Raw genomic sequence first — 25,577 nt, forward strand, 5'->3', positions numbered from 1 at the left:
CGGCTACCCCACGCCTGACAGCCCGGGCGCACCGCACGGATGGGAGTGACATGTCACAGGCTCTTCCTGCTGACGAGGACCCACTGATCCACGACCTCATAGGCATCGGCTTCGGACCCTCCAACGTGGCCATGGCGATCGCGCTCAGCGAGTACAACGCCGGCGTCGGCAGGCAGGAGGCGATCACCGCTCACTTCTTCGAGCGGCAGCCGCGCTTCGGCTGGCACCGCGGCATGCTGATCGACGATGCGACGATGCAAGTGTCCTTTCTCAAAGACCTGGTGACGCTTCGCAACCCGGCGAGTGAGTACAGCTTCCTCTGCTACCTGAAGAGCAAAGGACGGCTGATCGACTTCATCAACCACAAGAATCTGTTCCCGCTGCGGGCGGAGTTCCACGACTACTTCGAATGGGCCGCGGCCAAGGTCGACGACATGGTCTCCTACGGCCACGAGGTCGTCGCCGTCACCCCGGTCGTCCGCGACGGAATCGTCGAGTACCTGGACGTGACCGCGCGGTCCGGGACCGAGCTGGTCGTCCACCGGGCGCGCAACCTCGTCATCGGCACCGGGCTGCGGCCCCGACTGCCGGAGGGCGTGGAGCGCGGCCACCGCGTCTGGCACAACTCCGAACTGCTGGCCAAGGTCGACGGCCTGGAGGGCACTGACCCCTCCCGTTTCATCGTGGTGGGCGCGGGGCAGAGCGCCGCCGAGAACGTCGCCTACCTGCACCGCCGCTTCCCCGAGGCCGAGGTCTGCGCCGTCTTCTCCCGCTACGGCTACAGCCCCGCCGACGACAGCGGCTTCGCCAACCGGATCTTCGACCCGGCCGCGGTCGACGAGTTCTTCACCGCGCCGGAGAACGTCAAGCGCGGACTGATGGACTACCACGGCAACACCAACTACTCCGTGGTGGACATCGACCTGATCGACGATCTCTATCGCCGGATGTACCAGGAGAAGGTCCTCGGCACCGAGCGCCTGCGCTTCCTCAATGTGTCCCGGCTCACCGAGGTCGTCGAGACACCCGACAAGGTCCGCGCCACCGTCAGGTCCCAGATCACGGACGAGGAGACCTGCCTGGACGCCGACGTCGTGGTCTTCGCCACCGGCTACCGCCCTGTCGACCCCTTCGGTCTCCTCGGCGAGGTCGCGGAGCACTGCCATCGCGACGACGAGGGGCGCGCCCGAGTCGAGCGCGACTACCGGGTGGCGACCGACCCGGAGCTGCGCTGCGGCATCTACCTGCAGGGCGGGACCGAGCACACCCACGGCATCACGTCCTCCCTGCTCTCCAACACCGCCGTCCGCGTCGGCGAGATCCTGGACTCGATCCTCGCCCGAGGCCTCAAGTCCGTCTCCGACGAGGCGCGGCCTGTCGCCGACGGAATCGGCACCCCCGCCCACTAGAGCAGGAACCCACCGCGCCGCCCCCCACTCAGCCCCGCCCGCCGCTCGCGCCGTCGTACACGGCGGAAGCGGCACGCACCGTGCAACCCCGTGAAAGGAACAACCGTGTCCACTGGTACACGCCCCGCGCTGACGCGGCTCGTCAGACAACTCCCTCGCGTGGCCGTCGCCGCCGTCGCCGCGCTCGCCCTGACCGCCTGTGGGGGCGGCTCCGAGGACACCGGGACCAAGCCCTCGGACGGCGCCGGCGCGGAGTCCGCCGTCTTCCCGGTGACCGTCGACCACAAGTACGGCAGCACGACGATCGACAGGGAACCGAAGCGGATCGTCACCCTCGGCCTGTCCGACCAGGACGCCGTACTGGCCCTCGGCCTCAAGCCGGTCGGCGCGGTGGACTGGTTCAAGGAGCAGCCGTACGGCAAGTGGCCGTGGACCAAGGACAAGTGGGGATCCACGCCACCCGAGATCGTCGGTGAGCGCGACGAGTACAACATCGAGAAGATCGCCGCGCTGAAGCCCGACCTGGTCATCGCCCAGTACTCGGGCATGAAGAAGGAGCAGTACGACACCCTCTCCCAGTTCACCAAGGTCGTCGCCCAGCCGAAGGGCCACGAGGACTACCAGGCGCCCTGGCAGGACATGACCCGGCAGATCGGCAAGGCGCTGGGCAAAGAGGACGAGACCGAGAAGCTGATCGACGACATCGACGCCCGCTTCAAGGCCGTCCGTGACGAGCACCCGGAGTGGAAGGGCAAGACCGTCGCCGTCGGCGAGCCCTACGAGCCGGGCAAGTTCGCCGCCTTCTCGCCCAACGACCCCAAGGTCGTCTTCCTCACGGAGATGGGCTTCACCACCTCCGAGACGTTCCGAAAGGCTCTGGGCAAGCAGACCATCGCCGACCTCAGCGTCGAGCGCCTCGACGTCATGGAGGCCGACCGGACCGTGTGGCTGGGCACCCCCGAGACGGAGAAGGCCCTGAAGGCCGACCCGCTGTACCGGAAGACCAAGGTCCACCAGGAGAAGCGGGACCTCTTCCTGCCGTACGACAGCCCGGACATCGGCGCCGCGCTCTCCTTCAACACGGTCCTGTCGATCCCGTACGCCATCGACCAGGTCGTGCCGAAGCTGGAGGCCATCGAGTAGGCCCGCCCGGGCATCGCCCACCGGCTCCCGCCCGGTGGTGGAGCTCCACCGGGCGGGAGCGTCCCGCACTCCGACGATCCCTCGCTGACGTTTCACCAGGGAAGGGCCCCACTCAACGATGTTTGACGCCGAGTCGGACCGGACAGCCCCTTCTGGATCACCTCTCACCGGCGGGCAGTCCGGCGTCTGGCTTGCCCAGCAGATCGAGCCGGACGGCTCGGCCTACAACGTCTCGTTCGTCCTGCGCCTGCGCGGTGACATCGACCTGGACCGCCTGACGGCCGCCGTACGGCGGACCACCGAGGAAGCCGAGAGCCTGCACGTCCGGGTCGTCGCCGAGAACGGCGCGCCTCGCCAGGTGCCCACCCGTTTCCCCCACGACGTTCCCGTCGTCGACGTGCGCGGCGAGGCGGACCCGCGGGAGGCGGCGCACCGGTGGATGGAGGCCGACCGCGACCGCCCCGCCGAACTCGCGGCCGGCCCGCTCTTCGCGCACGCCCTGCTCCGGCTCGCGGACGACCAGGTCTGGTGGTACCAGCGCTATCACCACATCCTCATCGACGGTGTGGGGATCGCCCGGATCAACCGCCGCGCCGGCGACCTCTACACGGCCGACGAGCAGATCCCGGCCCCCGACTGGTCGCTGTCCCGGCTGGTCGACGCGGACATCGCGTACCGCGCCTCGCAGCAGTACACGCGGGACCGCGCCTACTGGCAGGAGCGGATGGCCGACCGGCCCGAGCCGGTCCGCCTCGTCGAGCGCGCCACCGCGCCGATGAGGCGGCGCGTCCGCCGCACGACGGAGCTTCCCGCACCCGCCGTCGCCCGGCTGCGCACCGCCGCGCAGGACGCCGGCGTCAGGCCGTCCCGCCTCCTCGTCGCGGCCGTCGCCGCCTACCTGCACCGCGTCACCGGCGAACAGGACCTCGTCCTCGGCCTGCCCGTCACCACCCGGCAGGACCCCGGCACCCGGGACATCCCCGGCATGGTCTCCAACATCCTCCCGCTGCGCCTGACCGTGCGCCCCGACATGACCGGCGCCGAGCTCGTGGCCACCGTCCGTACGGCGATCTCCGAGACCGTCGCCCACAGCCGCTACCGTGCCGAGGACCTTGCCCGGGACCTCGGGGTGGTCGACGGCGTGCGGGAGCTCGTCGGCCCCACGGTCAACGTCCTGCCGCGCGCCGAAGGGATCCGCTTCGACGGGCTCGACACCGACCTCGTCCCGCTGTGGCTCGGCCCGGTCAGCGACCTGGCGATCACCATCGGCGACCTCCAGGCCGGACACGGCCTCCGCATCCTCCTCGACGCGGACGCCGACGTATGCGACGAGCGGACACTGGGGGAGCACGAGCAGCGCTTCCTCCGCCTGCTCCACGCCTTCGCCGACGACCTCTCCCGCCCCCTCGCGCACACGGAGCTGACCTCCGGCGAGGAACACGCCCGGCTGCTCGGCGAGTTCGGGGTGGCACCCCGCGCGGTCCCGGAGACATCCTGGCCCGCCGCCTTCGAAGAGCAGGTGCGGCGCAGGCCGGACGCCGTCGCCCTGGTGTACGAGGACCAGGAGTTGTCGTACGCCGAGCTGAACGCCACCGCGAACCGCCTCGCCCGGCTGCTCGCCTCCCGAGGCGTCGGCGCTGAGGACATCGTGGCCGTCGCGCTGCCCCGCTCACCGGAGCTCGTGAGCTGTCTGCTGGCCGTGATGAAGGCGGGCGCCGCGTATCTGCCGCTGGACGCCGATCACCCGCGGGACCGCATCGCCTACATGCTGGCCGACGCCGGCGCTCGCGTGGTCGTGACCACGCGTGAACTGTCCGCCGAGCTGCCGGCCGTGCCCGGCGTCGAGCAGCTGCTGCTCGACGAGCCGAGCGTGACCGCCGAGTGCGGCGCCCATGACTCGTCCGATCTCGGACTCCCGGTCCCCCTCGATCAGGCCGCGTACGTCATCTACACCTCCGGCTCCACCGGTCGCCCCAAAGGCGTCGTGGTCTCGCACGACGGCGTCGGCAGCCTCGTCGCCACCGCCACCGACCGGATCGGCATCACCGCCGACAGCCGCGTCGTGCAGTTCGCGTCCGTCGGCTTCGACGTCACGGTCTGGGATCTGATCATGTCGCTGTGCGTCGGCGGCCGGATCATCGTCGTTCCCACCGAGCGCCGCGTCGCCGGGCCCGCCCTCACCGACTACATCACGCGCCACCGCGCCACCCATATGATCCTGCCGCCGTCGCTCGTCTCGGCACTGCCGCAGGAATGCGAGCTGCCCGACGGCGCCGTGCTGATCGTCGGCACCGAGGCGGTACCCGGCGAGCTGATCGCACGCTGGTCCGGACGGCTCCAAGTGGTCGTCGCTTACGGACTCACCGAGGCGACCGTCAACTCCACCCTGTGGCTCGCCGACCCGGACCGGCCCGGCCCCGCACCGATCGGCCGACCCGACCCCAACACCCGCGCCTACGTCCTCGACTCCGCTCTGCGCCCGGTGCCGGTCGGCGCCGAGGGCGAGCTGTACGTCGCCGGGCGCGGCCTCGCCCGCGGCTACCTGGGCAGACCGGGGCTCACCGCGGAACGCTTCGTCGCCGATCCGTTCGCCGCCGAACCGGGTGCCCGTATGTACCGGACCGGCGACCGGGTGCGCTGGGGCGGCGACGGCAACCTGGAGTTCCTCGGCCGCGCGGACGGCCAGATCAAGATCCGGGGCCACCGCGTCGAACCCGGCGAGATCGAGAGCGCCTTCATGGCCTGCCCCGGCATCGCCCAGGCCGCCGTTCTCGTCCGCGAGGACCACCGGCGCGTGAAACGGCTCGTGGCCTACCTCGTGGCCGAGCCCGGTGCGGACGCCGACGCCTCGGTGGCCGAGGCCCGGACCCGCATGGCGGAGACCCTGCCCGACCACATGGTCCCGTCCGCCCTCGTACGCCTCGACGGCCCGCTGCCCCTGACGCCGAACGGCAAGCTCGACCGCCGCGCCCTGCCGGTGCCCCGCTGGACGGCGATGGGCGGCGACGACTCGCCCACCACGCCCGCGGAGGCCGCGCTGGCCGGTCTGTTCGCCGACGTGCTCGGCCTGCCGTCCGTGGGCGTCCACGACAGCTTCTTCGAGCTGGGCGGCGACAGCATCGTGGCCATCCAGCTCGTCAACCGTGCCCGCGACGCCGGTCTCACCATCACCCCGCGCGACGTGTTCCGGCATCGTACGGTCGCCGCACTGGCCCGCCTCGCCGGAGACGCGCCGGCCGCCGACCAGGCCCTGCCCGCCCCGTACTTCCTCGTCCCCCTCGGCGAGACCGACCGCGCCGAGTGTCTCGCCGCCGTCCCCGACCTCGTCGACGCCGTGCCGGCCGCACCTCTCCAGGAGGGCTTCCTCTTCCACGCCGCCGTCGACGAGAAGGGCGCCGACGGCTACGCCGTTCAGGACACCGTCGAACTCTCCGGTGACGTCGACCCCGAGGCCCTGCGGTCCGCCGCCCAGAGGCTTCTCGACCGGCACCCACTGCTGCGCGCCGCCTTCCACCAGCTCCCGGACGGCAGGATCGTGCAGCTGATCGGCGAGCGCGCCGAGCTGCCCTGGCGCTACGCCGACCTGTCCGGCCTGGATGCCGAGCAGCGGTCCCGCGCCGCCGAGAGCGTGGCGGAGGAGGAGAGGGCGGCCGGATTCGATCTCGCCGTCCCGCCCCTGTTGCGGGCCGCGCTCATCCGGCACGGCGCGGAGCGGTCCCAGCTCGTGCTGACGCTGCATCACATCGTCGTGGACGGCTGGTCGGTCTCGCTCCTCATGCGGGAACTGCTGAACGGATACCGGCACGGCACAGAGGCCGAGAGGCCTGAACAAGACCTGACGTACCGCGCGTACGCGGGCTGGCTCGCCACCTGTGACCGGGACGGCGCGCTGGAGGCCTGGCGCGACGCCCTCACCGGCTACGACGGGCCCTCCCGGCTGCCCGTACGCGGACCGGCGGAACGACGCTCGGACACGATCACCGTGGAGCTGCCCGAGACGGACACCACCGCGCTCACCACACGGGCCCGGGAGCTCGGGCTGACCCTGAGCAGCGTGGTCCAGGGCGGTTTCGGGCTGCTGCTCGGCGATGTCGTCGGCGCCCACGACGTGGTCTTCGGCACCACCGTCTCCGGACGACACGCCCCTGTCGGCGGTGTCGAAACCCTGGTCGGTCTCCTGATCAACACGCTCCCGGCGCGGCTGCGGTGGCGTCCCGAGCAGTCCCTCGTGGACGTTCTCGCGCGGTTCCAGGAGGAGCAGGCGGAACTGCTGGACCACCAGCACGTGGGGCTCTCGGACATCCAGCGCGCCCTGGGGCACGGCGACCTGTTCGAGGCACTGGTCGTCATCGAGAACCTGCCCGACGCGGGCGAGCCGTCCGACCCGACGGGACGCGTCCGCGTCACGGGCTCGGCCATCCGTGACGCCGTCCACTACCCGCTGGCGCTCACCGTCCTGCCTGGGGAGCGGCTTCGGCTGCGCCTCGACCACGACCCGGCCCGCCTGGACGCCGCCGCGGCCCGCCGGTTCGCCGACCGGCTGCTCGCCGTGCTCCACCAGTTCGTCGCCGATCCGCGGCGTCCGGTCGCGCGGCTGGCCATGGTCCCGGCCGACGAGCAGCGTGCCGCCCGCGACCGGCTGACCGGGCCAGAGCGAGAGCTGCCCGCCGACACCGTGCACGCGGCCGTCGCCCGGCAGGCCCGCCGGACCCCCGATGCGATCGCGCTGGTGCACGAGGCGGGGCAGACGACGTACGCCGAACTCGACGCACGCGCCGAGGCGCTGGCGCACCGGCTGCTGGGGCAGGGAGTGACGCCCGAGTCCGTCGTCGCCGTCGCCGTGCCCCGCTCCGCCGAGACGCCGGTCGCCCTGCTGGGCGTGCTCAAGGCGGGCGCGGCCTACCTGCCGGTGGACGTCGACCACCCGGCGGACCGGGTGCGGTACTTGCTGGCCGACTCCGGCGCGCGGACGATCGTGGTCACGGAGGAGTCGGTGGCGCGGCTCCCCGAACTCGACGATGTCACCCACGTCGTGCTCGGACCCGCGGAGACCCCCGCGCCGGACACCCCCGTGGCCGTGCCACTCCACCCCGACAGCGCCGCCTACGTGATGTACACCTCCGGCTCCACCGGCCGGCCCAAGGGCGTGGTCGTGCCCCATCGCGCCGTCGTGGCCCAACTGGCCTGGACCGTCGAGCAGTTCGGATACGGGCCCGACGAGCGCGTCCTGCACCAGTACTCCACCGGCTTCGACCCCTCCGTGCTGGAACTGTTCGCCCCCCTGCTCACCGGCGGCTCCGTGGTGATCGCCCGCCCGGACGGGCACCGGGACCCGGCCTACCTGATCGAGCTGGTCCGCCGCGAGCGGGTCACCGGCATCGACCTCGTCCCCTCCCTCTACGGCGCGCTGCTCGCGGAGGACGACGCGGGGGAGTGGTGGGCGACCCTGCGCCGGGCCTTCAGCGGCGGCGAGGCCCTGCCGGCATCCCTCGCCCGGCGCTGGCGGGAGCGCACCGGCGTTCCGCTGTTCAACGTGTACGGCCCCACCGAGGCCGTCATCCAGGTCACCAGCTGGGAAGCGGGCGCCGAACCCGAGGGGGCCCGCACGGTCCCCATCGGGCGACCGGTCTGGAACACCCGCCTCTACGTCCTCGACCGCCACCTCCGTCCGGTCGCGGCGGGCGAACCGGGCGAGCTCTACATCGCGGGCGCGCAGCCGGCCCGCGGCTATCACGGGCGCCCCGCGCTGACGGCGGAACGGTTCGTCGCAGATCCGTTCGGTGGTCCGGGCGAGCGGATGTACCGCACCGGAGACATGGTCCAGTTCGGTGGAGACGGGGTGCTCACCTACCTCGGGCGCACCGACCACCAGGTCAAGATCAGGGGTAACCGGGTGGAACTCGGCGAGATAGAGGCCCGGCTGCGCGAGCAGTCGGCCGTCGGCGACGTCGTGGTCGTGGCCCGCGACGACGAGCGGGGAGCCAAGCAGCTGGTGGCCTACCTCGTCCCGGCCGCCGGTACGCGAGACCTGGACGTGGAGGCCGTACGCCGTGCGGTGAGCGGAGTGCTGCCCGCGCCGATGGTGCCCACCCACTTCGTACGGCTGGACGCCCTGCCGCTCACCCCCGGAGGGAAGGTCGACCACACCGCCCTGCCCGCGCCTGAGATCCGCAGCCGCGCGAGCCGCACCGCACGGGAGGGCCACGAGCGGCAGCTCTGCGCCGTCTTCGCCGACGTCCTCGGCATCGACGAGGTCGACGCGGACGAGGACTTCTTCGCCCTGGGCGGCGACAGCATCCTGTCCATGGCCGTCGCCGGCCGCGCCCGCAGGGCCGGACTGGCCATCAGCCCCCGCGATGTCTTCGAGCGCCGCACCCCGGCCGCCCTGGCGGCCGCCCTCGGCGGCGCGCGGGACGCGGCCCCGGCGCTGGTCGCGGACTCCGACGGCGTCGGTGACGTGCCGCTGCTCCCGATCGTCCACCAGCTCCGCGAGGACGGCGGCACGGTCAGCCGCTTCAACCTGTCGATGCTGCTCCAGGCGCCCGCCGGGGCCGACGCCGGGCGGCTGATCCGGGTCCTCCAGGCGGTGCTCGACCATCACGACGGGCTGCGGCTCGTGCTCACCCGCACGGACCTCGGTCCGGCGATCCCGGCTCTCTGGTCCGCGCGGACGACCACCCCGGGCTCGGTCGACGCCGCCACGCTGCTGCGCCGCGTCGACATACGGAACCTCGACGACGCCGCTCTCCGTGCGGCCATCGGAGCGGAGTCCGACGCGGCGGCCGGCCGCCTCGACCCCGACAGCGGCGTCATGGTCCAGGCGGTGTGGTTCGACGCCGGTCCGGAGCGGCCCGGAAGACTGCTGCTGGTCGTCCACCACCTGGTCGTCGACGGGGTGTCCTGGCGCGTCCTCCTCGGTGACCTCGCCACCGCCTGGGACGCCGTCGTACGCGGTGAGAAGCCCGCCCTGGAGCCGGTGCCCACCTCCCTGCGCCGGTTCGCCCGGGACGTCGCCGAGCAGGCCACCTCGCCGCGGCGTCAGGCGGAACTGCCCCACTGGGCCGAGACGCTGGCGCCCGGCGCCGACCTGGTGCCGGGGGCGACCCGGACCGGAACGGCCGGCACCGCACGGGAACACCTCGTCACCCTGCCCACCGAGGAGACCCGGGCGCTGCTCGCCACCGCCGACGTCACCGAGGTCCTGCTCACCGCGCTGCGGCTGGCCGTCACGCGCCGGCGCGCGGACACCGGCACACCCACGGACGGCGACCTGCTGGTCGACCTGGAGCGGCACGGCCGCACCGGCACCGACGCCGATCTGTCGCGCACCGTCGGCTGGTTCACCGGCCTGCACCCCGTCCGTCTGCCCGCCGTCGGCGATCCGCTCGAGGCGCTCAGGCAGGTCAAGGAGTCCGTCCGGTCCGCACCGGACTCCGGCGTCGGATACGGCATGCTGCGCCACCTCAACCCGCAGCTCGCCCCGGTGTTCGCCCAACTCGCCACCGCCCAGGTGCTGTTCAACTACTTCGGTCGGCTCCCCGCCGGACAGACCCGCGACTGGGCTCCCGCCGTCGAGTCCGACGCCCTGCGCGTCGAACCCGACGCCGACCTGGCCATGCCGTACCCCCTTCAGGTCAACGCCGTCTGCGCGGACACCCCGCAGGGCCCCGAGCTGCGCGCGACCTGGACCTGGCCGGAGGGCGACGTGCTCACGGCCGAGGACGTGCAGGCCCTCGCCCGCGGCTGGACGGACGCGCTGCGCGAGCTGATCGCCCGCACGGGCACACCGGGCGCCCTGCCGTCCCGCGCGCCGACGGACGTACCACTGGTGCGCCTCACCCAGGCCCACATCGACCTCGTCGAGGAGGCCGCCCCGGCACCGCTCGCCGACATCTGGCCGCTGTCGCCACTCCAGGAGGGCATCCACTTCCACGCCGGCTACGACACCTCGGCCCTCGACGTCTACACCGCGCAGGACACCTTCGACTTCGACCACCGGCTCGACGCCGACCGCCTCCGCGCCGCCTGCGCGACCCTCCTGCGCCGCCATCCGAGCCTGTGCGCCGGGATCACCGGCGACGGCCTGCCCCAGCCGGTCCAGTTCGTGTGCCGGGCCGACGACCTGCCCGTACCGCTCACCGAGGTCGACCTGACCGGCCTGACCGAACCCGAGCGGCGGGCCAGGCTCACCGAGATGTCCGACGCCGACCGGCGGCGACGGTTCGACCTGGCCGCGCCCCCGCTGTTCCGGCTCACGCTGATCCGGCTCACCGACACCACCGACCGGCTCATGCTCAGCCACCACCTGGTCGCCTGGGACGGCTGGTCCCAGTCCCTCTTCCTCGACGAGCTGCTGGAGCTGTACGCGACGGCCGGCGACGACAGCGGCATGCCCGTCCCAGGCAGCTACCGGGACTACCTGAGCTGGCTGGCCGAGCAGGACTTCGACACGGCCCGGGAGACCTGGCGGCGGGCCCTCGCCGGGCTCGACGAGCCCACCCTCGTCGCCCGCGAGCGCGGCGGCGAGCCGACCATCCCACGCCGCCGCACCCTCGACCTGAGCCGTGCGCTGAGCGACCGTCTGCGGTCGTCGGCCCGCGAGCACGGCCTGACGGTCAACACGGTGCTGTCCGCCGCGTGGGCGCTCGTCCTGTCCGCCACGGTCGGTCGCGCCGACGTGGTGTTCGGCGCCACCGTCGCCGGGCGCCCCACGGACGTACCGGGCGTCGACACAACGATCGGCATGTTCCTCAACACCGTGCCCCAGCGGATCACCCTCGACCCGGCCGAGACGGTCGGCGACGTGCTGCGCCGCGTCCAGTCGGAGCGGGTCGCCCTGATGGACCACGAGTACCTGGGCCTCGCCGAACTCCAGCGCGCGGCAGGGCACTCCACCCTCTTCGACACCCTGTACGTCCTCCAGAACTTCGCCGACGAAGGTGCCTTCCGGAGGCTCACCGAGCGGCACGGCATCACGGGCGTGGGAAGCGTGGACGCCACCCACTACCCGATGACGCTCATCGTCAACCCGGCCGAAACCGTCCAGGTCAAGCTGGAGTACCGTCCGGACCTGATCGACGACGAGCAGGCCGCGGCCACGCTCGACCGCTTCGGTGCCCTCGTGGAGCGGATCGTCGGCGACCTCACCGCCCGAGTCGGCGCCCTCGGCCTGCTGCTGCCCGGGGAACGGGCGGCGCTGACGTCACAGTGGGCGGCAAGCCGGGAACCGGTACCGAACGAGACCATCGCGGACCTGCTCGCCGCCCAGGTCGCCCGCACCCCGGACGCCGTGGCGCTGGTCTTCGGCGAGCGTGCCCTGACGTACGCCGAACTGGACTCCCAGATCAACCGACTCGCCCGGCTGCTGCTCGCCCGGGGCGCCGGACCCGAGAAAGTCGTGGCGCTCGCGCTGCCCCGGTCCATCGAGATGGTGGCCGCCCTGTTCGCCGTCCTGCGCACCGGCGCCGCCTACCTGCCGCTGGACCTCGACCACCCCGCCGACCGGCTGCGGCTGATGATCGAGGACACCGGACCCCTGTGCCTGGTGTCCATGACCGCCGTAGCCCCGACCCTCCGCGGCGGGACCGGCCCCGCGGCGCCCGAACTCCTCCTGGACGACGAGACGGTGGCCGCCGAACTGGCCGCCCTGCCCGCCGGGGAGATCACGGACGCCGAGCGGCCCGCGTTCGCCCGCGACGTTCCCGACCGCCTGGAGTACCCGGCGTACGTCATCTACACCTCCGGCTCGACCGGCAGGCCCAAGGGCGTCGTCACCCCCTACCGGGGCCTGACCAACATGCAGCTCAACCACCAGCGGGAGATCTTCGACCCGGCGATCGCCTCGGCCGGCGGACGGCGGCTGCGCATCGCCCACACCGTGTCCTTCGCCTTCGACATGTCCTGGGAGGAGCTGCTCTGGCTCGTCGAGGGACACGAGGTCCACGTCTGCGACGAGGAACTGCGCCGGGACGCCGAGGCCCTGGTCGCCTACTGCGACCGGCACCGCGTCGACGTGGTCAACGTGACCCCCACGTACGCCCAACTCCTCGTCGAGGAGGGCCTGCTCGACCACGACGAGGCGGCCGGGAAGCACCGGCCCGCCCTCGTCCTGCTCGGCGGCGAGGCCGTCTCCGACACGGTGTGGGGCAGGCTGCGCGACACCGAGGGCACCTACGGCTACAACCTGTACGGGCCCACCGAGTACACGATCAACACGCTGGGCGGCTCCACCCTCGACAGCTCGACGCCCACGGTCGGCCGGCCCATCCGCAACACCCGCGCCTACGTGCTGGACACCATGCTCCGGCCGGTCCCGCCGGGCTGCCCCGGCGAGCTGTACATCGCCGGCACCGGCCTGGCACGCGGCTACCACGACCGGCCCGGCCTGACCGCCGAGCGGTTCGTCGCGGATCCGTTCGGCGAGCCCGGCGAGCGCATGTACCGCACGGGCGACCTCGTACGGCACCGGCCCGACGGCCTGCTGGACTTCCTCGGCCGCACGGACGACCAGGTGAAGATCCGCGGCTACCGCGTCGAGCTGGGCGAGATATCCACGGCCCTGTCCACGCACCCGGAGGTCGCACACGCGGCGGTCGTCGTGGCGGAGAACGCCGGGACGAAGCGCCTGGTCGGCTACTTCGTGGCGGAAGAAGGCCACGGTGAGTCGCTGGAGCGGCGTCTGCGCGACCACCTCAAGGCCGTTCTGCCCGACTACATGGTGCCGTCCGCGCTCGTCGCCGTGGACACCCTGCCGCTCACCGTCAACGGCAAACTCGACGTCAAGGCCCTCCCCGCCCCCGACTTCGGCGCCACGGGCACCAGCCGCGCACCCCGCACCCCGCGGGAGGAGACACTGTGCGCGCTCTTCGCCGAGGTGCTCGGCCTGCCCGAGGGCGGCGTCGGCATCGACAGCGACTTCTTCGACCTGGGCGGTCACTCACTGCTCGCCACCCGACTGGTCAGCCGAGCCCGCACAGCCCTGCGCACCGAGCTGGCGATCCGGGACCTGTTCGAGGCGCCCACCGTCGCCGAGCTCGTCGAGCGCGTGGACCGCTCCGGCGAGGCCGCCCGCCCGGCGCTGACGGCCGGCGAGCGGCCCGCCGAACTGCCGCTGTCCCACGCCCAGCAGCGGCTGTGGGTCATCCAGCAGATCGAATGCACCTCGGCCGCGTACAACTTCCCGCTGGTCATGCGGCTGCGCGGGGCTCTCGACGTGGACGCCTGGGGCCTGGCGCTGGCCGATGTGACCGCCCGTCACGAGGCCCTGCGCACGGTCTTCGCCGAACGCGACGGACAGGCGTACCAGCGGGTCCTGCCCGCCGAGGAGGCGCGGCCCGTGGTGGAGCACGTCCGCGCCACCGAGGACCAGGTAGCCGACCTGGTCGACGCGGCCGTCAACCGGCCGTTCGACCTCGCCACCGAACCGCCCCTGCGGGCGACCGTCGTCGAGTCGGGGCCCGAGGACCACATCGTCATTCTCCTGCTGCACCACATCACCACCGACGAATGGTCGGACCGCCCCTTCCTCCGGGACCTGGCCACCGCCTACGCGGCCCGCCGCGACACCGGCAAGGCCCCCGACTGGGAGCCGCTGCCCGTCCAGTACGCCGACTACGCCCTGTGGCAGCAGCGGCTGCTCGGCGACCCCACCGACCCGGGCAGCCTGGCCGCCCGCCAGCTGGAGTACTGGCGTACGACGCTGGACGGCGCCCCCGAGGAGCTGGAACTGCCCACGGACCGGCCGCGCCCGGCCCGGCCGGCGTTCTCCGGTGCGGAACTGGACATCGCGTTCGACCCCGAGATCCACGCGGGGCTGAAGCGGCTGGCCAGGGAGACCGGCGCCAGCATGTTCATGGTGGTCCACGCGGCCGTCGCCGCCCTGCTGCACCGCATGGGCGCCGGCACCGACATCCCGCTCGGCGCGCCCATCGCCGGACGCGGCGACGAGGCACTGGACGACCTGGTCGGCTTCTTCGTCAACACGCTCGTGCTGCGCACCGACCTCGGCGGCGACCCGAGCTTCACGGAACTGCTGGCCCGGGTCCGGGAGACCGATCTGGCCGCCTTCTCCCACGCCGACGTGCCGTTCGAGGCCGTCGTCGAGAGGCTGAACCCGACGCGGTCGCTGTCCCGCAACCCGCTCTTCCAGGTGATGGTCGGCTACCACGCCCGCACCGGAGACGAGCTGGAACTGCCCGGACTCCAGACGGAGTGGGTGCCCTTCCGCATCCGCTCCGCCAAGTTCGACCTGGTGTTCAGCTTCACCGAGCACATGTCCGCGGACAAGGAGTCGCTGAGCTGCCGTCTGGAGTTCGCCACCGAACTGTTCGACCGGGCAACCGTCGAACGGCTGGGCGACCGGCTCCGCCGACTCGTGACGGCGCTCGTCACCGACCCCGAGCGGCCTGTCTCGCAGGCCGAGATCCTCACCGCCGAAGAACGGCGACTGGTCCTGGAGGGCTTCAACACCACCGCCCGAGTGGTCGAGGAGTCGTCGCTGCCGGCCCTGTTCGCGCGGCACGTCGCCGAACAGCCGGACGCGGTCGCCGTCGTCGACCGGTCCCGCTCGGTGACGTACGACCGGCTCGACGCCCGCGCCAACCGCATCGCCCGGTTCCTCGCCGCGCGGGGCGTGGGCGCCGAGAGCGTGGTGGGGGTGGCCGTGCCCCGCTCCGTCGACATGGTCGCCGGCGTGCTCGCCGTGCTGAAACTGGGCGCGGCCTTCCTCCCGCTCGACCTGGCCCACCCGGCCGACCGCCTCCGGTACATGATCGAGGACTCACGGGCGGCCCTCGTGCTCGGCACCGAGCCGGTCGCGGGGAAGATCCCGGACGTGCCCGGGGTGCCCGTCGTGCTGCTCGACGCTCCCGAGACGGCGGCCGAGCTGGACGCGCTGCCCGAGACCGCGGTGGGCGGCGGGCCGGTCGTCCTGGACCAGGCCGCGTACGTGATCTACACGTCCGGTTCCACCGGCCGCCCCAAGGGCGTGGTCGTGCCGCACGAGGGCATCTCCAGCCTCGTCGCCACCGCCGTCGACCGCATGGGTCTGCGACGCGACAGCCACGTACTGCAGTTCGCGTCGATCGGCTTCGACGTGTTCGCGTTCGAGCTGTCGATGGCCCTGTGCCACGGCGGACGGCTGGTGCTCATCACCGACGAGGCCCGGGTGGCCGGACCGGCGCTCACCGACTTCCTCGCGGACCAGCGGATCACCCACATGATCCTGCCGCCGTCCCTCGTGTCGGCGCTGCCGCCCGGCTGCGAGCTGCCGGAGGGCTCCACCGTCCTCGTCGGTACCGAGACGGTGCCGCCGGACCTGTTCGAACGGTTCGGCACCACCGCCCACCTCATCTGCGCTTACGGACTCACCGAGGCGACGGTCAACTCCACGCTGTGGCCCTCGCGGGAGCACGGCGGACGGCCCGTCGGCCGGGTGCCCATCGGCCGACCCGACCCCAACACCCGCTGCTACGTCCTCGACGAGCATCTGCGCCCGGTGCCGCCGGGTGTGGCGGGGGAGCTGTACGTCTCCGGACGCGGCCTCGCGCGCGGTTACCTCGGCAAGGCCGGACTGACGTCCGAGCGGTTCGTCGCCGACCCGTACGGCCCGCCCGGCAGCCGCATGTACCGCACCGGCGACCGCGCCCGCTGGCGCGCGGACGGCAACCTGGACTTCCTCGGCCGCGTCGACACACAGGTGAAGGTCCGGGGCTTCCGGATCGAGCTGGGCGAGATCGAGGCGGCGCTCACCGGGCACCCCTCGGTGGCCCAGGCGACCGTGCTGCCCGATCGCGTCGGCGACATCGTCCGCCTGGTCGGCTACGTCGTGTCCGAGGCGGGGGAGCCGACTCCGCAGGAGCTGCGGGCCCATGTGGCCGGGCTGTTGCCCGAGTACATGGTCCCGTCCCTGATCGTGCCGCTCGACGGCCCGCTGCCGCTCACGCCCAACGGCAAGCTCGACCGGAAGGCGCTGCCCGCACCGGACTGGTCGGCCATGACCGGCGACGCCCGCCCGGCCACCGGCACACAGGCCCGGCTCGCCGAGCTGTTCTGCGAGGTCCTGAAGCTGGACGGCGTCGGCGTGCACGACAACTTCTTCGCCCTCGGCGGCCACTCCATGGCCTCGATGCGACTCCTGGGGCGCATACGCGCCGAGTTCGGTGTCGAGCTGAGCATCCGGGACGTCTTCGACGCGCCGACGGTCGCCGGCATCGCGGCCACGCTGGAGGGAGCGGTCGCCGCCCGTCCGGCGCTGCGTCCCGCCGGCGACCGCGACGAGCCCCCGGTGGCCGCCCCCGCCCAGGGATGGCAGTGGACGTCGTACCGCCGCAACCCCGGCTTCGACCACGCGCTCGTGCTCCGCTCGCCGGACGGGCTGGACGCGGACGCGCTGGCGGCCGGGCTCGCCGATGTGGTGAGGCGTCACGAGCCCTTGCGTACGGCGTTCGACGAGCGGGACGGCCTGCTGCTCCGGCGCCCGGCCGAGCCCCCGGCCCTCACCCTGGAGGACTGCGACGATCTCGACGCCCGGCTGGCGGAACTGGCCGCCCAGTCCCCGGAACCGGCCACGGAACCCCCGCTGCGGGCCCACCTGCTCACCGCGCCGGACGGCGCTCGGGCCCTGCTGCTCACCACGCACTACCTGGCGGTGGACGAATGGTCGGTGGTGCCCCTGTTCCGCGACCTCACCACGGCCTACACCGCCCGGCTCGCCGGGCACGCACCCCGGTGGGAACCCCTGCCGGTCACGTACACGGACTACACCCACTGGATGCGTGACGTCCTTGGCGACCTCGACGACCCGGACAGCCGGGGCGGACAGCAGCTGGCCTACTGGCGGCAGACGCTGAGGGACGTACCACGGCGGCTGGCCCTCCCGACGGACGGCCCGCGGCGCTCCCGCGAGGTCGGCCATGTGGACTTCACCCTGGACGAGCAGCTGCACGCCGCCGTCGACGACCTGGCCCGGAGGACGGGCACCAGCATGTTCATGGTCCTGCACTCGGCGCTGGCGGCCCTGCTCAGCGCGCACGGCGCGGGCACCGACCTGCCCATCGGCACGATGGTCGCCGGCCGCGCCGACGAGCGACTGACCGACCTGGTCGGCTGTTTCCTCAACACCGTCGTGCTGCGCACCGACACGGCGGGCGACCCGACGTTCGCGCAGCTGCTGGCCCGGGTACGGGAGGCGACGCTCGCCGCCCTGGACCGGCAGGACGTCCCCTTCGAGGCGGTGGTCCGAGCCACCGGGCTGCCGCCGGAGGGGCCGCAGGTCATGGTGGTCCACCACGAACAGGCCGACATCGAGCAACTGGAAGGCGGCATCGGCTCGTTCCACGCCATCCCGACCGGCTCGGCGCCAGCGGAGCTGACCCTCGGCTTCTACGAGCCGCGCGGCGCGGGACCCGTGCACTGCGAGCTGATCCACGCCTCCGACGTCCTCGGCAGCGCCGAGGCCCGGCGACTCGCCGGCGAACTCCAGCGACTTCTCCGTACCGTCGCGGCAGACCCGGAGCAGCCGCTCTCGGAGCTGTTCACCGCCCTGTCCACGAGGAGTGACGACGCATGACCACCAACCCGTTCGAGGACCCGCAGGGCCGTTTCGTGGTCCTGGTCAACGACGAGAACCAGCACTCGCTGTGGCCGTCCTTCGCCGGGATACCGGCCGGGTGGCGGACCGTCTTCGGCGAGGACACCCGCGAGGCGTGCCTGGCATACGTCGAGTCCCACTGGACCGACCTGCGGCCCGCGAGCCTGATCGCCCAGCAGAGCTGACGCCGACACCCCTAAGGTTCGTCCGGGGAACCCGGACCTGTTCGGCGGCTGTCCGACCAGGCCGCCCACAGCGCGGCGTAGTGGCCGCCCGCCGCGACGAGTTCGTCGTGCGTGCCCGTCTCGACGACGCGGCCCTGGTCGAGGACGACGACACGGTCCGCGGTGGCGGCCTGGGGGAGCCGGTGCGCCACCATCAGACCCGTACGGCCCTCCAGGGCCCGCAGGGCGGCGGTCTCCAGCACGCGGGCGCCCGCGCTGCCGGCGTCGGCGGTGGCCTCGTCCAGCAGGGCGATCGGCGGATCGGCGAGGACGAGGCGGGCCAGGGCCAGGTGCTGGGCCTGCGTCACCGTGAGCCGGTGCCCGCCCTCGCCGACCACCGTGGCCGGCCCGTCGGGCAGCGCCTCGACCCAGTCCAGGGCACCCACGCGGGCCAGCGCCGCCCGCAGATCCTCGTCCGTGGCCTCCGGGCGGGCCAGCCGCAGGTCCTCGGCGAGCGGGCCGGCGAAGACGTGCACCTCCTGGCTGATCAGCGTGACCATGCGCCGTACCCCCGCGGGGCCCAGTTCCCGGGTGTCCACCCCGCCGAGGGATATGGATCCGCCGCGCGGCTGGTGGACGCCCGCGACGAGCTTGGCCAGAGTGGTCTTGCCGGCTCCGCTGGCCCCGACCAGCGCCACCCGCTCCCCGCTGCGCACCTCCAGGTCGACGTCCGTCAGAACCGGGTGGCCGTCGACGTACTCGTGGCCGAGCGCGGAGACCTTGATCGAACCGTCCACCGGTACGGCCCGCCCTCCCGCCGGGGACTCGGCCTCGGTGGGCAGATCGGCGACGCCCACCAGGCGGGCGAGGCTCGCACCCGCCGACTGCGCCTCGTCGATGAGGAACAGCGCCGCGTTGACCGGATTGAAGAGGCTGTGGAAGTACAGCGCGGCCGCGGTCGCCGTACCGATGCTCACCGAACGGTTGTCCACCAACAGGAAGCCCGTCACCAGGACGGCGGTCAGGCCGATGAACTCGGCCGCGTTGAGCCGGGAGAAGAAGCCCGAGATCAGTCGGAAGCCGCGCAGCGCGAGGTCGCGGGCGTCCCCGGACCGCTGTTCCAGCAGGTCCGCGTGGCTGCCGTTCAGGCGGAAGGCGCGCACGGTGCGGACGCCGCCCACACTGTCGAGAAGCTGGTGCTGCAACGCGCCGGACGCCACCCGGTGTTCGGCGTACACCCGGTTGGCACGCGGGATGTACCAGCGGACGGTGAGGACGTGGACGGGCACGGCCAGCAGCACGGCGAGCAGGAAACGCCAGTCCAGGACGGCCAGGCCGACCAGGGTCAGCGCGATGGTGAGCAGCGCGCCGGCGAACTCGGGCAGGGCCTGGCGCACCGCCTTCCCGATGATGGTGACGTCGCCGGTCACCCGGGAGGTGAGGTCGCCCGAGCCGGCCCGCTCGACGCGTTCCAGCGGCAGGCGCAGCGCCCGCGCGACGAACCGCTCGCGCAGGTTCGCGAGAACGGTCTCGCCGAGGCGGGCGACCAAGGAGGTGCCGATCGCCGTGGCGACGCCGCGGGCCATGGCCACGGCGAGCAGCAGCACCGTCGGTACGGTCAGCGCGCCCGGACCCCGCTGTTCCACGACCAGGTCGACGATACGGCCCAGCAGAGGGGCGGTCAGCAGACCGATGCCCGTGCCGATGACGAGCACGGTGACCGACGAGACCGCCAGCAGCCGGTGCCCGCGCACAAGTGCCCTGAGGGCGGCGAAGGTCTGCGCTCCGGTGGCGGTGGGGAGGAGGGCACGCTCGCTCATGCTGCTCCGCTCTGGGTTCCGGTTCACGTCGGGGTCGCTCATGCCAGCACCGCCGCGCGGTACGCCTCGTCGCCGGCGATCAGCGCCGCGTGGGACCCCTCGGCGGTCACCGTGCCCGCTTCCAGGACCACCACCCGGTCGGTCCCGGCGAGCAGGGCGGGGCTCGTGGTCACGAGGACGGTCGTACGGCCGTGCCGCAGCTGCCTGAGCCGTGCGGCGATCCGCGACTCGGTGACCGAGTCGACGGCGGTCGTCGGGTCGTGGACGACCAGCACGGGAGGATCGGCCGCCAGCGCCCGGGCGAGCGCGACCCGCTGGCGCTGCCCGCCGGACAGCGACCGGCCGCGTTCGGCGAGCACGGTGTGGACGCCGTCCGGCAGCGCCCGCGCGACCTCGTCCGCCGTCGCGGCGGCGAGGGCGCGTTCGACGGCCTTCGCGGAACGGTCGGTTCCGGCCCGGACGTTCTCCAGCAGGCTGCTCTCGAACAGGGCGGCGTCGTGGGGAGCGACCAGGACGGCCCGGCGGGCGGCCTCCGGGTCCAGTTCGGTCAGCGGAACCCCGTCGAGTTCGACGACGCCTTCCTCCGGGTCGACCTCACGGCCCAGACAGAGCAGCAGATCGTTCGCAGCGGCCGGATCCTTCGTGGCGATCCCGATCACGGTCCCCGGGGCGATGTCCAGGTCGACATGGCGCAGGGCACCGTAGGTGACCCCGTGGAGCCTGAGCCGTCCCGCGACCGGGTGTGGGAGATCGGCCGGCCCGGCCGTCACGGCGGGCGAGGAGCCGAGCACCTCGGCGATCCGGCCGGCCGACGCCCGTCCCTGCGCCAGCTCGCCGTTGACGTAGGTGAGCAGTTGGAACGGGCCGAGCAGGTACTGGGCGAGGCCGACGGCGGCGACGAGGTCGCCCACACTGACGGATCCGCGGATCGCCAGATGCGCGCCCACGAGACCGATGACCGCGATGAAGATGCCCGTCAGCGCGAGGATGGCACCGTCGTGCCAGGCCCTGCTGCGGGCGGCGCGCAGCGCGGCGTCCAGCGACTCCCGGCTGGTGAGCCGGTAGCGGGCCACGGCTGCCCGCTCCGCCCCCATGCCCTTCAGTACGCGCAGGCCGGCGACGAGGTCGGCGGCGACACCGGAGGCCTGGGCGGCTCGCTCCTGTTCCACTTCGCTGCGCTGCTCCAGCGGGCGGCTGATCCGGTGGCCGAGCCACAGCAGGGGCGGCACGCCGAGCAGCACGAGCAGGCCGAGCGGCACGGAGACCCGGAGCAGCGCCACGGCGCTGACGGTGAGTCCGGCGAGCGCCGACATCGCGTACGGCACGGCCGCCGCGACCGCACCCACCCGGGCGGCGTCGCCGGTGGCGACGGCGGTCAGTTCGCCGGGCAGCCGTCCGCGGTCCGCACCGCCCCGGGGATCGAGCACTCTGGCACCCAGATCGAGCCGGATTCGGTGCGCGGCGTGCTCGCCCGCCCCGTCGGTGATTCTGGCGGCCGTCCGGTAGCAGGTCGACAGGACGAAGAAGAGAACCGCGAGGACCAGCAACCGGCGCAGGAGGGCGGCCGAGGAACCGGTGGCCACCGCCTCGTCGATGATCACGCCGATCAGGACGGGCACCAGGGCCTCGCAGCCCTGATGCGCCATCCCCAGCAACGACGCCGTGGCGATCCGGCGACGCTGGCCCCTGATCACTGCGCGGAGGACGCGGCCCCCCGTCGGTGGTCCGTCGAGCATGCACTGCCTCTCGTACGTTGACCCGGTATCCGTGTGCGGTTAGCCTCACCTAAGTCGCAGCTGCCGGCCGCGTCTCACATCTTCTTCCGGACACGCGAACTGCCGCCAGGGGCCAGGGGGTTGTCTTTGTCGGTCGAGAGCCAGACGGCGGCGCCGGAGAGGAAAGAACCGGCCAGGAACGCGCCCCGAGCACGCTGGACGGCGTCCGCACTGCGGGGCCTGGGACTGCTCCTGGCATTGGCGGCCCTGCTTCTGGTCGGGCTGCTCGGAGTCTGGGTCGGCACCAGAGGCATCCCGTTCGGCTCCACCTGGGACGTGCTGTGGCGGCCCGACGGGTCGGAGACCTCGGTCATCGTCCACGAGTACCGGATCCCGCGCACGCTCCTCGGACTTCTCGTGGGCATGGCGCTCGGCCTGTCCGGCGCCCTGATGCAGGCCCTGACGCGCAACCCGCTCGCCGACCCGGGACTGCTCGGCGTGAGCCTGGGCGCCTCCACCGGCGTCGTCCTCGCCATGGGCTTCCTGGGGATCGGCACGGCGCTCGGCTACGTGTGGTTCGCCTTCGCGGGCGCCGCCATCGCCTCCGCCGTCGTCTACGTCCTCGGCTCCTCCGGGCGGAAGGTGGCCACGCCGGACCGGCTCGTCGTCGCGGGAGCGGCCGTCACCGCGGTGCTGTTCGCCTTCAACTCGGCCGTGCTGCTGCTCAAACCCCGGGCCTTCGACCAGTTCCGCTTCTGGACGGTGGGCGCCCTGGCGGGCCGCACCATGGACATCGTCCTCATCGTCCTGCCCTTCGTGGCGGTGGGACTGGTCATCGCCCTGGCGCTCGCGCCCTCGCTGAACGCCCTCGCCATGGGAGACCAGGTCGGACGAGCCCTCGGCGTGAACGTCGGCCGGACCCGCGCCCTGGGCGCCGGCGCCGTCATGCTGCTGTGCGGCGCGGCCACCGCCGCCGCCGGGCCCATCGGCTTCGTGGGCCTGGTCGTCCCACACGTCGCCCGGTTCGTGGTCGGCGCCGACCAACGATGGGTGCTGGCCTACTCGACGGTGCTCGCGCCGGTGCTGCTCATCGGAGCCGATGTCCTGGGCCGCGTGCTCGGCGCGCCGGGCGAGATCCAGGTCGGCATCGTCACCGCGTTCCTCGGCGCGCCCTTGTTCATCGCGCTGTGCCGTCGCCGAAAGCTGGTCATGCTGTGAGTGCCATCAGGGACGCGGGGCCCGCCGCCGGCCCGGACACCACTGATCCCCGAGTCGTCACGGGCGTGGTGCTGCGCACCCGATCTCTGTCCCTCAGGGTCCAGGGCCGCGCCCTGGCCGTCACGGCGGTCCTGCTCGTCTCCCTCGTGGTGGTCATGGGCATCACCCTCACCACCGGCGACTTCGCTCTGTCGGTCGGCGAGGTCCTCCAGGCGCTGACCGGCCAGGGCTCCCAGGCCGCCGACTTCATCGTCAACACCCTGCGCATGCCCCGGCTGCTGACCGCGCTGTGCGTCGGCGCCGCCCTCGCGGTCAGCGGCGCGATCCTGCAGAGCCTGACCGGCAACTCGCTGGGCAGCCCCGACATCATCGGCTTCACCAACGGGTCCGCCACCGGCGCTCTTCTGGTCATCGTCGTCCTGAACGGCAGCATGACCCAGATCGCGCTCGGAGCACTGGCCGGCGGCCTCGCCACCGCCGCCACCGTGTACCTGCTCATGGTGGGCCGGGGGCTGCACGGATTCCGGCTCGTCGTCATCGGCATCGGCGTCAGTGCCCTGCTGCTCGCCGTCAACTCGTACCTGATCACCCGGGCGAGCTGGCAGGAGGCCCTGGAGGCCCAGTCGTGGCTGCTGGGCAGCCTGGGCAATCGGCTGTGGGTCCACGCGTACGTCATCCTGCTCGCCGTCGCGGTCCTGCTTCCCCTCGCCTTCGTCCTCGCCCGGCGGCTCTCCATGGTGGAGATGGGCGACGACACCGCCATGGCCCTCGGCGTCGACGTGCGACGCACCCGCGCCGTCCTCCTCGTCACCAGCGTCGCCCTCGCCGCCTTCGCCACCGCGGTGACCGGCCCCATCCTGTTCGTCGCCCTCGCCGCCCCTCAACTCGCCCGCAGGCTGACCCGGTCGTCCGGCCCGGCCCTCATGTCGTCGGCGCTCATGGGAGCCGTGCTGCTGATCCTGAGCGACCTCGCCGTACAGCGCCTGTTCGCCCCCGCCCTCCTCCCGGTGGGCACGGCGACCGGCACCATCGGCGGGCTGTACCTCATCTGGCTGCTCGTCACCGAGTCGCGAAAGAGCCGCGCATGACCGAAGAGACCACCCGGACGTCCCGGCTGCGGGCCGAGAACCTGACGCTCGCCTACGACCGGCGGACCGTCACCACGGACCTCGGTGTCGACATCCCCGACCGCTCCTTCACGGTGATCATCGGACCGAACGCCTGCGGCAAGTCGACCCTGCTCAAGGCGCTGGCGCGGATGCTCACACCGCAAGCCGGACAGGTGTACCTGGACGGCGCCGCCATCGCCTCCTACCGCTCCCGCGAGGTCGCGCGCCGGCTCGGCCTCCTCCCGCAGTCGTCCACCGCGCCGGGCGGCATCACGGTCGGCGACCTGGTGGCCCGAGGCCGCTACCCGCACCAGCGACTGCTCAAGCAGTGGTCCGCCGAGGACGAGGCGGCCGTGACCGAGGCGATGCGCCAGACCGGCGTGCTGGAACTCGCCGACCGTCCCGTCGACGACCTCTCCGGCGGCCAGCGCCAGCGCGTCTGGCTCTCCATGGTGCTGGCGCAGCAGACCTCGATCCTGCTGCTCGACGAACCCACGACCTACCTGGACATCGCCCACCAGGTCGAGGTGCTGGACCTGTGCGCGGCCCTGCACGCCCGCAGGGGACACACCGTCGTCGCCGTCCTCCACGACCTCAACCAGGCTTGCCGGTACGCCACTCACCTCATCGTCATGCGGCCGGGTGGCACGATCGCCGCCGAGGGACCCCCGACGGCCGTCATGACCGCCGAGCTGGTCGAGGACGTCTTCGGACTGCCCTGCCGGATCATCGACGACCCGGAGACCGGCACGCCTCTGATGGTCCCCGCCGCCCCCAAGCGGCCCACCCTCCATGACGTGGCCGATCCGCCCGCCACCGTACTGGCCGACAGCACCGGGGGACACCACTGAGGCTCAGCACCAGGCTCACCGCCGCCCGCGACTTCGCCGTACCCGAAATGCCCGCTCCGCGGCGCACACAGCTCCAGCCTGCCGTCCGGTGACCGGCCGAGCGAGCACCTGACAGACCGACACGGACGCCGACGGCTCACCCGCCCCGGCGACCCACTCGGCGGCGTCCTCGACCGCGCGTGGACCGTCCTTGGGCGTTTCTCCTTTCCAGCGCCCGAGTGGTCCACGATGATCCAACCTACGGCCGCGTGGCACAGTGCTGCGCCGCCCGATCATGGATGAGGGAGACCGACATGGCCACCGGCACGGTGAAGTGGTTCAACGCGGAAAAGGGCTTCGGCTTCATCGAGCAGGACGGCGGCGGGCCTGACGTGTTCGTCCATTATTCGGCCATTGCCGGCGGCGGCTACCGGGAGCTGCAGGAGGGCCAGAAGGTCCGCTTCGACGTCACGCAGGGGCCGAAGGGACCGCAGGCCGAGAACGTCACGCCGGCCTGAGCGATGACACAGGCTCGCGCCGGCCGGCCGGCAACCGGATGCGCCCGCAGGTGATCGTCCGG

General features: G+C 72.7%; 10 protein-coding genes. 8 read left to right on the forward strand and 2 right to left on the reverse strand.

What is annotated here, in order from left to right:
• Positions 1-50: 50 nt before the first annotated feature.
• The 4 genes from ACZ42A_RS23560 (at position 51) to ACZ42A_RS23575 (ending at position 18,326) form a co-directional block, all read left to right on the forward strand.
• A complete protein-coding gene (locus ACZ42A_RS23560; protein ID WP_468529225.1) occupies positions 51-1,409 on the forward strand; it encodes a lysine N(6)-hydroxylase/L-ornithine N(5)-oxygenase family protein in 1,359 nt (452 codons plus the stop codon).
• 105 nt (positions 1,410-1,514) lie between these two features.
• Positions 1,515-2,552, forward strand: coding sequence for an iron-siderophore ABC transporter substrate-binding protein (locus tag ACZ42A_RS23565; RefSeq protein WP_468529226.1), 1,038 nt, complete (start codon positions 1,515-1,517; stop codon positions 2,550-2,552).
• Positions 2,553-2,670: 118 nt separating this feature from the next.
• Positions 2,671-18,120 (forward strand): amino acid adenylation domain-containing protein, encoded by a 15,450-nt coding sequence (locus ACZ42A_RS23570; protein WP_468529227.1) that lies wholly within the window; start codon positions 2,671-2,673, stop codon positions 18,118-18,120.
• Positions 18,117-18,326, forward strand: a complete 210-nt coding sequence (locus ACZ42A_RS23575; protein WP_468529228.1) for an MbtH family protein — start codon at positions 18,117-18,119, stop codon at positions 18,324-18,326. The genes ACZ42A_RS23570 and ACZ42A_RS23575 overlap by 4 nt, the downstream gene beginning before the upstream one ends.
• 11 nt (positions 18,327-18,337) lie before the next feature.
• Here ACZ42A_RS23575 and ACZ42A_RS23580 read toward each other — a convergent pair whose 3' ends face one another.
• The gene (locus ACZ42A_RS23580; RefSeq protein ID WP_468529229.1) at positions 18,338-20,167 is read right to left on the reverse strand and encodes an ABC transporter ATP-binding protein; all 1,830 of its coding nucleotides are present in this window, start codon (positions 20,165-20,167) and stop codon (positions 18,338-18,340) included.
• Positions 20,164-21,861: an ABC transporter ATP-binding protein gene (locus tag ACZ42A_RS23585; protein WP_468529230.1), complete on the reverse strand. Its 1,698-nt coding sequence runs from the start codon at positions 21,859-21,861 to the stop codon at positions 20,164-20,166. Before ACZ42A_RS23585 ends, ACZ42A_RS23580 begins: the two co-directional genes overlap by 4 nt.
• A 120-nt stretch (positions 21,862-21,981) precedes the next feature.
• Here ACZ42A_RS23585 and ACZ42A_RS23590 point away from each other — a divergent pair, with 120 nt between their 5' ends.
• From ACZ42A_RS23590 to ACZ42A_RS23605, 4 genes are all read left to right on the forward strand, one after another.
• A complete protein-coding gene (locus ACZ42A_RS23590; protein WP_468529231.1) occupies positions 21,982-23,058 on the forward strand; it encodes a FecCD family ABC transporter permease in 1,077 nt (358 codons plus the stop codon).
• Positions 23,055-24,146 (forward strand): FecCD family ABC transporter permease, encoded by a 1,092-nt coding sequence (locus tag ACZ42A_RS23595; protein ID WP_468529232.1) that lies wholly within the window; start codon positions 23,055-23,057, stop codon positions 24,144-24,146. Before ACZ42A_RS23590 ends, ACZ42A_RS23595 begins: the two co-directional genes overlap by 4 nt.
• Complete coding sequence (locus ACZ42A_RS23600) at positions 24,143-25,018, forward strand: ABC transporter ATP-binding protein (RefSeq protein ID WP_468529233.1); 876 nt, start codon at positions 24,143-24,145, stop codon at positions 25,016-25,018. The genes ACZ42A_RS23595 and ACZ42A_RS23600 overlap by 4 nt, the downstream gene beginning before the upstream one ends.
• 293 nt (positions 25,019-25,311) lie before the next feature.
• Positions 25,312-25,515 (forward strand): cold-shock protein, encoded by a 204-nt coding sequence (locus ACZ42A_RS23605; RefSeq protein ID WP_468529234.1) that lies wholly within the window; start codon positions 25,312-25,314, stop codon positions 25,513-25,515.
• Positions 25,516-25,577 lie beyond the last annotated feature (62 nt).

The sequence above is a fragment of the Streptomyces sp. NPDC030838 genome, from assembly GCF_055572035.1.